Annotated in this window: 7 protein-coding genes and 1 riboswitch; all 7 genes read left to right on the top strand. The window is 47.6% G+C overall.

From position 1 onward, the window contains the following. Positions 1-452 precede the first annotated feature (452 nt). On the top strand, positions 453-1,820 hold the full coding sequence (locus ACR0QE_RS11695; protein WP_432628526.1) for an MATE family efflux transporter: 1,368 nt from the start codon (positions 453-455) through the stop codon (positions 1,818-1,820). A 184-nt stretch (positions 1,821-2,004) separates the two neighbouring features. Further along, complete coding sequence (locus ACR0QE_RS11690; RefSeq protein ID WP_432628525.1) at positions 2,005-2,598, top strand: AAA family ATPase; 594 nt, start codon at positions 2,005-2,007, stop codon at positions 2,596-2,598. A 275-nt stretch (positions 2,599-2,873) separates the two neighbouring features. Continuing rightward, positions 2,874-2,964: riboswitch (cyclic di-GMP riboswitch) on the top strand. A 180-nt stretch (positions 2,965-3,144) separates the two neighbouring features. Beyond that, positions 3,145-3,960 carry a substrate-binding periplasmic protein gene (locus ACR0QE_RS11685; protein ID WP_432628524.1) on the top strand — a complete coding sequence of 272 codons (816 nt, stop codon included), beginning with the start codon at positions 3,145-3,147 and terminating at the stop codon, positions 3,958-3,960. Next, positions 3,950-4,672: a hypothetical protein gene (locus ACR0QE_RS11680; RefSeq protein ID WP_432628523.1), complete on the top strand. Its 723-nt coding sequence runs from the start codon at positions 3,950-3,952 to the stop codon at positions 4,670-4,672. The genes ACR0QE_RS11685 and ACR0QE_RS11680 overlap by 11 nt, the downstream gene beginning before the upstream one ends. Beyond that, positions 4,555-6,165, top strand: coding sequence for an ATP-binding protein (locus tag ACR0QE_RS11675; protein ID WP_432628522.1), 1,611 nt, complete (start codon positions 4,555-4,557; stop codon positions 6,163-6,165). Before ACR0QE_RS11680 ends, ACR0QE_RS11675 begins: the two co-directional genes overlap by 118 nt. Positions 6,166-6,334: 169 nt before the next feature. Beyond that, the gene (locus ACR0QE_RS11670) at positions 6,335-9,154 is read left to right on the top strand and encodes an ATP-binding protein (RefSeq protein ID WP_432628521.1); all 2,820 of its coding nucleotides are present in this window, start codon (positions 6,335-6,337) and stop codon (positions 9,152-9,154) included. Positions 9,155-9,355: 201 nt separating this feature from the next. Next, positions 9,356-11,077, top strand: a 1,722-nt coding sequence (locus ACR0QE_RS11665; protein WP_432628520.1) for a S8 family peptidase, incomplete at its 3' end; no start/stop codon positions are given.

The following is an 11,077-nucleotide window of genomic DNA, read 5'->3' as shown; positions in this document are numbered from 1 at the left end:
GCTCGTTTTTTGTATGATAGGAAATTGCGTCCTATCATACAAAAAATGCTCCGCAAGGATGCGCACTCGGCGCAGGGGAAGATGGTTGCTGAAGCAACCGCGCCTCGGCGCGAGAATGTGCCAAGGCACATTCTTTTTTATACAAAAAGTTTGTCCTGAAAAATCAACGAGGTTTGTGCAGATTCAGATCCAAGAAGAGATATGTAAAAAAGATGTACAGAAAAAATAAATACAGGTATCAAAAATCAGTGTGTAGCTTATCAGCGTAAGTCCAACTTGTCAGCTTACGGGGAAAGATGCACACTTTTTTCTTGTCTTGCAAGATGCAGATCTTTTTTTGATTTTATGAGGACAGAGGTACTGTACATTGTATATGGGCAGGCATTTCCTAAACTGAAAATGCCGTATGATACAGTGGTGGTAACAGGCAAAGAGAAGGAGGAGAAAAGAAAATGGCAGAGAGCAACAAAATGAAGGAGATGCCGGTGGGGAAGCTGATGATTCAGATGGGAATCCCGATGATCTTATCGATGGCGCTTCAGGCAGTCTACAACATTGTGGACAGTGCGTTTGTCGGAAATATGAGAACGGGAAGTGAGTCGGCACTGAATGCGCTGACACTGGTTTTTCCGATCCAGATGTTGATGGTGGCAGTCGGAATCGGAACAGGGGTCGGAACGAATGCGCTTCTTGCGAGAACCCTAGGACAGGGAAACCAGAAGAAAGCGGGGATGGTTGCGGGCAACAGCCTGTTTCTCGGGGCAGTAATTTATCTGATCTGTCTTTTGTTTGGAATTTTTGGAGTGAGAGCCTACATCTCGTCTCAGACAATTGATCCGGAAGTGCTTGAGATGGCGGTGGATTACTTAAGAATCTGCTGTGTCGTCTCATTTGGAATTATCTATTTTTCCCTGTTTGAGAAACTGCTTCAGGCGACGGGACGTTCCCTCTACTCGACGATCGGTCAGGTAGTCGGTGCGGTTGTCAATATCATCTTAGATCCGGTTATGATCTATGGACTCGGTCCGGTTCCGGAAATGGGAGTTTGCGGTGCCGCTTATGCGACAGTGATCGGTCAGGTGGTATCGGCGGGACTTCTTTTGATCTTTCATCTGAGACTCAACCATGAGTTTGAGCATGGTGCGAAGATGATGAAGCCGAATGGTGCGATTATCCGGGAAATCTATGCGGTCGGACTTCCGGCAATCATTGCGCAGGCGCTGATGTCGATCATGGTTTATGCGATGAACCTGATTCTCAAATTCAGTCCGTCCGCGCAGACTGCATATGGGCTTTTCTATAAGGTTCAGCAGTTTGTACTCTTCCTCGCCTTTGGTTTAAGAGATGCAATCACACCGATCCTTGCGTTTGGTTATGGAATGCGAAGCAGAAAGAGAATTCGGGATGGAATCAAATATGGAATTTTGTATACGGTGATTCTGATGATTTTTGGTATCTTTGTGACAGAAGGATTTCCGGAAGCGTTTGCGACGTTATTCAATGCGGGGCAGTCGCGTGAGTACTTTATCGGGGCGATGCGCGTGATTTCGCTGAGTTTCCTCTTTGCGGGAATCAATGTCGCTTATCAGGGCATTTATCAGGCATTAAACCGCGGACTCGAATCTCTCGTAATCTCTCTGCTCAGACAGCTTGTGATTATTTTGCCGCTCGCGGGTGTATTCTCAATTTTTGTGAGAAATGGTCAGGCAGATCTTACGCTGATCTGGTGGTCATTTCCGATCACAGAAGCCCTGTCCTGTCTGGTTGGCTATGGGTTTTTGAAGAAAATCACAAAGACGACCGTAGATGTTCTGAGTTAGGGATGTTGTAACTGTTCAGTAGGTCTGCGCACTTGCTGCGCTGACCGTAAGAAAACATAGGTTAGAATGCAAAAATCCCATCGGCGTAGCCGATCAGGAATGGATTTTTGTTCGTAACTATAAAGGTACTGAATAGTTACGAGATGTTTTAAATGAATTTTGAGTGAAAAAGGAGGAAGACGCAATGAAAAAGAGAATCGTCACGATCAGCAGAGAATTTGGAAGCGGGGGACGTTTCATCGGGGAGGAGGTTGCAAAGAAACTTGGAATCGCTTACTATGACAAGAATCTGATCAACCAGATTGCACAGCAGTCGGGACTGGCGCCGGAGTATATTCAGGAGAGTGCAGAACTCTCCCCGCGAAAAGGACTGTTTGCCTATGCATTTGCCGGACGTGACAGTGCCGGGAAATCGATGGAAGATCTCGTTTATGAGGTTCAGAGAAAGATCATTCTGGAAATTGCAGAGAAAGAAGAGTGTGTGATCATCGGAAGAAATGCGGATTTTATTCTGAGAGAGCGGACGGATGTGCTCAACGTGTTTATACACGGAAATCTGCCGGAGAAGACGCAGAGAATCTGCCGGATTTATGCGGTTTCTGAGCAGGAGGCGAAGAAGATGATGGCAGACACGGATAAGAGAAGGATGACAAATTATAATTTTTATACGGACCAGAAGTGGGGAAAGGCGAGCAACTACACACTGTCGTTAAACAGCTCGGAACTTGGATATGAGCGGTGTGAGAAGCTCATCATGGAATGTATGGAGATGGAGTAGCTGTACATGGAAATCGATAGGAAATTTCTGAGCTAAAAATCCTGTGTGATACAGGGATGGAACTCAGGATTTGCAGAAAAACCAGAGTGGCTGTTCTTTTCGGAGACGAAAGGGATGGCCATTTTTCTTTTTCTGTCTTGTCTAATTTGCAGTATTGACGGGAAAATGGTTGTTAAGTATAATATTATTGAATTATTGTGTTTATTTTCGATGAAAACCCGCGATAGAAAAAATCGGACATAAAAAAGAAAAACACGGATCATTCATAGATAAAATCGAATATTTAGTAAACCTGTCGAAAGGCAGCGACACAAAGCCAAATGGGTCTAAGGTTTTTGAAGAAAACTATGACAGCCGGTTGCATCAATTTATGGATAACGGTTCCGCAATTTATACTGGGCGGAATCGCTATTGTGGTTGATTTTTATAATGGGAGTTCACGAAAGTTATTCCCATTTTATGCCGCCTGTGTAAGTTTATCTTGACAGGCGGTTTTTCTTTTTGGTTTTTTAAATATTCAAATAACAGAGGAAAATCAGAAAAAGTATGAAAAAAATTTATTCAGTGGGAATTGTGATGTTGGTAGTCAGCTTCCTTTGTGGGTGCAGCGTGTACGGAAAGGGAAAGAACGGAGAGACCGCGGCGGACAATTTGCCTGTGATCACCGTCGGATGTGACAATTATTCTCCGTTCAGCTATATGGATACCAACGGCAACATGACCGGGATTGATGTGGAACTGGCAAGGGAGGCTTTTTCACAGATGGGTTACTCGCCCAAGTTTGTGTTCATCAACTGGGAGGACAAGAAAAAACTGCTGGCAGATGGCGAGATTGACTGCATCTGGAGCAGTTTTACAATGACAGATCGTGAGACAGAATACAACTGGGCAGGTCCTTACATGAAAAGCAGACAGGTTGTGGCGGTGAGGACGGACAGCGAGATTCAGACGCTTCAGGATCTGGAGGGAAAGATTGTCGCCGTTCAAAATACGACAAAGCCCGAGGACATCATCCGCAGCTATAATGGAACCGTGCCCAAGCTGCAAAAGATCATTTCCGTGCAGAAGAGAGATCTCATCTTTATTCTCTTGAGCAAGGGATATGTGGATGCGCTGGCAGCCCATGAGACTGCTGTAGATCAGTTTATGGAGGAATCCGGGCCGAAATTTCGCATTCTGAAAGAACCGCTGCAGTCCGTGGATCTCGGGGTCGCGTTTGATAAGTCGGACACGCGAGGGCTGAATGAGAAGCTCACGGAGATTTTGAATAAGATGCAGAGGGATGGAACCGTAAAACAGGTTATCAGCAGGTATTTGCCGAATGCCGACCGCTATCTGGAGGAGGGATATGATGGAGAGTAGGCGAGTGATATCCTGGAAGCGGATTACGGTTCTGGAGATTCTGACCGGAGTGGTGATTCTGGTGATCACCTTTGTCATCTCTGCAAACATCGATATGAGAAAGGCGGAAAGCAGTCTTTTAACAACCGTCAAGTATATGAAAGAACAGTGCAATGACAGCCTGACCCGCGATCTGGCATCCGAGGCAAAAAGTCTGCTTCAGGTGACGGAGAGTACAGAGCAGATCAACTGGCGCTTGAAGTATGAGGCGGAGAGGACAGGAATCCGGAACAGAGAAGAAGACTTTCTTAAAAATCTGGTAAAGGATCATTATCTGCACGGCCTGATTTTGTTAGATAAAGAGGGAACGATTGAGGAAGCGGTGGATCTGACGGGGCTTGGAAGCAAGAAAGTGCTGAATCTGGCAGATCTCGATGCGCTGATGGATCCGTTTTCGTTTCCAGAGAAAAATTATACGCTTCGTGTGGTGCGCGAGGACGGGTCACACGTTGATCTGGCGTCTGTGAAAAGGATGGACGAGGATGGAGTAGTGGTTGGATATTTTATACCTCCCCGGAATACTGCCGCATTATCAACAATTCGATCCGCTCCATTGTGCTTGGATTGTCTCCGGAAACAGACGGCACGATCGTCATCAGCAGCGGCGATCAGGTTGTCTTTTCCAATAATCCGGCTCTGGAAAATACAAAGGTGGAGGATCTGCGCATCCTGAAACGGATCATGGAACGCGGTGTGGGGAAAAAGATGGTGCATGCGAGAAACCGTGCCCATCTGCTGAGCAATGATTTTGGAGTGATGGATAAGAGCAAGGAATATTATATCTATGCCTTTATGGATGAGAAAAGTGTCTTTACGACAACGATCTCGAACGTGCTGTACGTGCTGTTTGCGTACCTGCTCCTCATGTTTATCCTGAATATGCTGATGTGGAGGGCGGATAAAGCCTACCAGAAGAAACAGATTGAGATCCAGAGAAGTTATGCTGATATGCTGAGGGAGAAAAACAGGCAGCTTGAGGAGGCACTGATCCAGGCGAAGAAGGCGGCAGCGGCCAAGAGCAGTTTCCTCTCCAGAATGAGCCACGATATGAGAACTCCGCTCAATGGGATTATGGGACTTCTAAAAATCGATGAGGAACATTTTGAAAATCAGGAGCTGGTGAGAGAAAATCACAAGAAAATGCAGGTTTCGGCGAAGCATCTGCTGTCACTGATCAATGATGTTCTGCAGATGAGCAAACTGGAAGATGGCAATACATACCTGACCCATGAATGTATCGATCTGCCGAGATTTTCTCGGAAACTTGCCGCGACAGTGAGAGAGCGGGCCATGGAAAATGGGATTGAGTGGACGTATGAAAGAGAAAAATCAGAAAGTTTTTATCCCTACATTTATGGAAGTCCCGTTCATCTGAGACAGATTTTCTTAAACATTTACGGAAACTGTATCAAGTATAACAAACCCGGCGGAAAGATCACGACGAGTGTGAGCGTGCTGGGAGCAGAGAATGGGATCTGCACGTATCAGTGGAAGATTTCAGACACCGGTGTGGGAATGAGCAGGGAGTTTCTGGAGCACATTTTTGAACCGTTTGAACAGGAAAAAAATGATGCGCGCAGCGTTTATCAGGGGACCGGGCTTGGCATGACGATCGTGAAGGGACTGCTTGAGCAGATGGGCGGCAGGATTTCGATTGACAGCGAAAAAGGAGTCGGATCCACATTTGTGGTCACCATTCCGTTTGAGATCGCCCCGGCACCGAAGCACTCAGAACAGGCAGAGCGAAGGGTGGATGCAGCAAATGTGCTTCATGGTCTGCATGTGATGGTGGCTGAGGATAATGAGTTGAATGCGGAGATCGCGGAGACGATGTTCACGGATGAGGGCGCAAAAGTCACGGTTGTCCATAACGGAAAGCAGGCGGTGGATTTGTTTGCGGAGAGTCCGCAGGGGACGTTTGATGTGATTTTGATGGATCTTATGATGCCGGTGATGGACGGTCTGGCTGCGACGAGGGCGATTCGTGAGATGAAACGTCCGGATGCGGCAGCAATCCCGATCATTGCGATGACGGCAAAGGCATTCCGGGAGGATGTGGAAACCTGTCTGGATGCGGGGATGAATGTACATCTCGCAAAACCATTAGATATGGAAAGGGCAAAACAGGTTATCTGCGAGCTGCTTATGAATACAGAAGATCTGTGATTTGCTGTCAAAATCCGTGATTCGGTTTGCTTTATGGAATCACGATAAAAGGGTGGAGTTTGAAGTGAAGAGGATGCGTGAAAAAATACGAGTTTTAATGAAAGTTTTAATACAAATTTTAATACGGTCTTTGAGTGAGTTGGAAAAACGAATCCGGAGCAGAGGGAGAGTGGGCAGGCTGCTTTGCCTTTTGGTTCTGTTTGCGTGGATACAGATGCCGGTTCTGGCATTCGCATTTGCAGACACAGATGCAGAGGCAGAGGTGGCGCCGATGAGAGCGGTTCGGGTTGCCTCATTTGAGGGCACTTATAATACGATCAATGAGAACGGCGAGCGGAGCGGATACGGATATGAGTATCAGCTGGCGGTAGCTGGCTACACCGGCTGGTCTTACGAGTACGTGACAAGCGACTGGTCAGAGTGCCTGACGATGCTGCAAAACGGTGAGGTCGATATGATGGGCGGCGTCTCCTACACGGAGGAGCGCGCGCAGACGATGCTGTTTTCGGATTTGCCGATGGGGGAGGAGAAATATTATCTGTATGCGGATCTCAATGATACGAAAATCTCTGCCACAAATCTTAGAAGCTTAAACGGAAAACGCATTGGTGTGCTTGAAAACGCTACACCGGAGACGATGCTGTCCGCGTGGGAGGAAAAACACAACCTGCACACGCAGCACGTCAACATCGTCAGCATGGAGGACACGCTGGAAAAGATCGAAAACCATGAGATCGATGCTTTTGTCTCGACGGAATTTCCACAGTGGGGACAGTCAAACCTGTCTGTGGTCGCAAATATCGGCAATTCCGGGATCTATTTTGTCATCAACCGGGACCGCGCTGATCTGAAGGAAGCGCTTGATGGTGCCATGCGCCAGTTAGAGTACGACAGACTTTTTTATAAAGATGAACTCTATAAGCGGTATTTCTCTTCTGTGAGCAAGGAAGTTCTGACCGGAAAAGAACAGCAGTGGCTGAAGAGTCACGGTGCGATCCGGATCGGATTTTTGAATCACGATGTCGGAGTCAGCGTCAGAGCGGCGGGAACGGGAGAAATTGTGGGCGTAATCAATGATTACGTCAAGTATGCCTCGGATTGTCTTGGCAATCAGACCTTAAACTTTGAACTGTTTGGATTTGACTCCCGGGAGGAAGAGATTGAGGCGCTCAGGGATGACAGGATCGACATGATTTTTCATATCAGCCAGAATCCCAGTCTCATCGAGAAGGATGAGCTGGCGCTGTCCGATGAGACCTGGACTTATAATCTGTCCGTCGTTACCGGCAAAGATTATTTTGATGAAAACAGGGAAAATATCATTGCCATCCCCAAGGACTGGCCCGCTTTGAAAGGGCATATTTCCTATTTTTATCCGAAGTGGAGGATCGTTGAAAGTGATTCTTTAAAGGATGCCGTGGAGATGGTCAGAAAGGGGCAGGCAGATTGTTTTGTTGCGGGAACGAGACTTGCAGCAGAGTATGGCAGCAATCGCAAGTTTCAGAGCATTCCGTTGACGCAGCCGGTGAAATCTGCTTTTGCAGTGAGACCGGGCAACCGAATTCTCTTATCGATCCTGAATAAAACATTAAAAAGCATTCCTTCTTCCAGACTTACAAATGCCTTGGCAATGCATGAGAGACTTCAGGAAAAAGTCACCGTATCGGATTTTATAAAAGATAATCTGCTGACAGTGATTTTCCTGTTTGGCGGAATCTTTCTGATGATTTTGATACTGATCCTCAGTTACATGAAAAAAATGATGGAATTAAACAGGAAACTGGAGGCGAGCCAGCAGCAGCTTCAGGAGGCGTTAAAGCAGGCAAAAGAGGCAAATAAGGCAAAATCAAATTTCCTGTTCAACATGTCGCACGACATCCGGACCCCGATGAATGCTCTTCTCGGCTACACCAAATTGATGAGAAAGGAACTGACGGATCCGAAGCTGTTGGATTATCAGGAGAAGATCGAACAGTCCGGAAACCTGCTTTTATCAATCATCAACAATGTGCTGGATATGGCACGCATTGAGAGCGGAAAGATGGAAATAGATGAGAATTATTCGGAGATCGGAGCGGTTTTGCGAGAGATCTGCGGAGTGTTTGAGGAGGAGGCAAAGAAAAAGGAGATCCGTCTTTCGTGCGAAATTGAGGTGACGCACGAACATGTCATGTGTGATGAGACAAAAATCAAGGAAATTTTCCTCAACCTTGTCAGCAACGCAGTCAAATACACGCTTTCCGGCGGAAGTGTGACGGTGAGAGCAAAAGAGATTCCCTGCGATCAGGAAGGATTTATGCGCATCCAGACAGAGGTCATTGATACCGGAATCGGGATGAGCAAGGAATTTCTCCCGTCTCTGTTTGAATCGTTTGCCCGTGAGAGAAATACGACAACCGGAAAAGTGGCCGGAACAGGTCTTGGAATGCCGATTGTCAAGAAACTCATCGACATGATGGGCGGAAGCATTGAGGTGGAGAGTAGATTGGGAGAGGGAACGCGATACGTCGTGACCCTTCAGCACAGGCTTGCGGACGAGGTTTACTACCAGCACCAGCAGAAGACAGAGAAAAAGGAGGTCTCCGTGTTCGATCAGGAGGAGAAGATCAAGGGGAAACATATCTTGCTGGCGGAGGACAATGAGCTGAATGCGGAGATTGCAATGACGATTTTGAATGATATGGGTCTGGTTGTGGAACGTGTCGCAGATGGAGTCGAGTGTCTTGACAGAATGGAACAGAAGCCTGCGGGAAGTTATGATCTGATTCTGATGGATGTCCAGATGCCCAATATGGACGGCTACAAGGCAACACAGGCGATCCGGAGTCTGTCAGACAAAAAGAAAGCGAATATTCCGATTATCGCGATGACGGCAAATGCTTTTGAGGAGGATCGGAAGCGGGCACTTGCAAACGGCATGAATGGTCATATCGCAAAGCCGATCGATGTTGAAAAAGTTGAAGAAATTATGATTTCTGTTTTAAAGTGAGAAAAATGAAAAAAAGAATGTGCTGCGGAATATCTTAGAGAGAAAAGCAAGATTTCGGGTGAAAGATTTCGAGTGAGCAGGACAAAGATGGAAGCCGAGAGAAAAATAGAAGGGGAGATAGAAGGGGAAAGAAAAACAGAAAGAGAAATAGAAAGAGAAATAGAAAAAGAAACAGGAATCGAGAGGAATGGATCACAAAATTTGCGTCAGGGAAATTCGGGAAGCCAGAATCAGAAGTTGGACAATGTGCTGAATCTCGCATTGGAGGTCTCGCCGGAGGAGCGGGCGCGCTCACAGGAACTTGAGACGGGATATGATCCCGCAGAGAGACGATGGGAGCTGATCATCAAGTATTCGGGGAGTCTTGACGCACTGAAAAATTTGGCATCTGACAGTGATATGGTATTGGAAGAGAGTCCACTTGAAAATCAAGTTGAGGGGGAGAGTGGAACAAAACGAGGGAAAATCATCGTCGAGGAGATGCGCAACGAGTATGCGATTCTCACAGTTCCGGAATCCTTGATTGATTGGGTCAGTGCCCTGCCACAAATTGAATATGTAGAGAAACCAAAGAGGCTGTTCTTTTCGGAGACGATTGGAACAGCCTCCTGTATTTCTGCGCTTCAGGAGCCTTTTGAGGAGTCCGGCGGGCTTACTGGCAGCGGGACGATCGTCGCTGTGGCAGATTCGGGGATCGACTGGTTCCATGAAGATTTTCGCAATCCGGACGGGACGACAAGGATTCTTGCCCTCTGGGACCAGACACTCGGGCGGGTGTTTACGAGGGAGGAGATCAACGAGGCGCTTGCGGGAGGGGATCGAAATCTGGCGTATCGCGCACTTCCGTCTGTTGACAGCAGTGGTCATGGGACAGCGGTTGCGGGGATTGCAGCGGGAAATGGAAGGGCGAGGCAGGGACGTTACCGTGGAGTTGCCTATGGAAGTGAGCTGCTTGTAATTAAACTTGGAAATCAGCGCGCAGATTTGCAGAGTGGAGGATTTCCTCGGACAACCGAAGTCATGCGGGCTGTGAACTTTGCGGTCTGGCGCGCGGTGGAGGAGAATCGTCCGCTTGCTCTGAATCTGAGTTTTGGAAATACCTATGGGTCTCACGACGGAAGCAGTCTTTTGGAAACTTTTTTAGATGATATTGGAAATTATGGGAGGACGACCATTGTCGTCGGAAGTGGAAATGAGGGAGCTTCCTCGGGTCATGTTTCCGGAATTGTGAGAGAACGCAGGAATCAAAATTTGGGAGCAGGTGAAAGTGAAAACGGAGCAGGATTTCGCAGAACACCGCCCGGCGAAAATGCGGAAGAAGCAAGAGTGGAACTTCTCGTCGGAGAGTATGAGAATGGATTTTCGGTACAGCTCTGGAAGGACTACACCGATCAGTTTGAGATCCGTCTTCAGACGCCGACGGGGGAGATCCTTGGTCCACTGTCTGAGACACTTGGCCCGGTGCGCTATCGTTACCGTAAGACACAGATCTTGATTTATTATGGGAAGCCGGGACCGTACAGTCTCGCGCAGGAGATCTATTTTGATTTTGTGCCGGATGAGGGGGCATATGTCGAGACCGGAGACTGGACATTCTGGATCAGGGCGGTTCAGACAGTCGCAGGGCGGTATGATCTGTGGCTTCCATCTGCCGGAATTCTCGGAGAGTCCACGAGGTTTTTGCGTCCATCACCGGACACGACACTGACCATCCCGTCGTGCGCGCAGAAAGTGATCACAGTCGGGGCTTATAACAGCGCATATCAGTCGTATGCAGATTTTTCGGGGCGCGGGTTCACAAGAAAAAACCAGTTTATAAAACCGGATCTTGTCGCGCCGGGAGTCGGACTCATGGCACCGTCGCCCGGAGGCGGGTACCGTCAGGTCACCGGAACCTCGTTTGCGGCACCCGTTGTCACAGGG

It is taken from the genome of Brotaphodocola sp. (genome assembly GCF_050873065.1).
Classification (GTDB): domain Bacteria; phylum Bacillota; class Clostridia; order Lachnospirales; family Lachnospiraceae; genus Brotaphodocola.
The sequence above is the reverse complement of the archived record's forward strand: the minus strand, read 5'-3'. Positions and strand labels throughout refer to the sequence as shown.

What these genes read in the sequence shown, in the direction of transcription:
- ACR0QE_RS11695 (WP_432628526.1), top strand. Translation starts at nt 453, where the DNA reads ATGGCAGAGAGCAACAAAATGAAGGAGATGCCGGTGGGGAAGCTGATG.
- ACR0QE_RS11690 (WP_432628525.1), top strand. Translation starts at nt 2,005, where the DNA reads ATGAAAAAGAGAATCGTCACGATCAGCAGAGAATTTGGAAGCGGGGGA.
- ACR0QE_RS11685 (WP_432628524.1), top strand. Translation starts at nt 3,145, where the DNA reads ATGAAAAAAATTTATTCAGTGGGAATTGTGATGTTGGTAGTCAGCTTC.
- ACR0QE_RS11680 (WP_432628523.1), top strand. Translation starts at nt 3,950, where the DNA reads ATGGAGAGTAGGCGAGTGATATCCTGGAAGCGGATTACGGTTCTGGAG.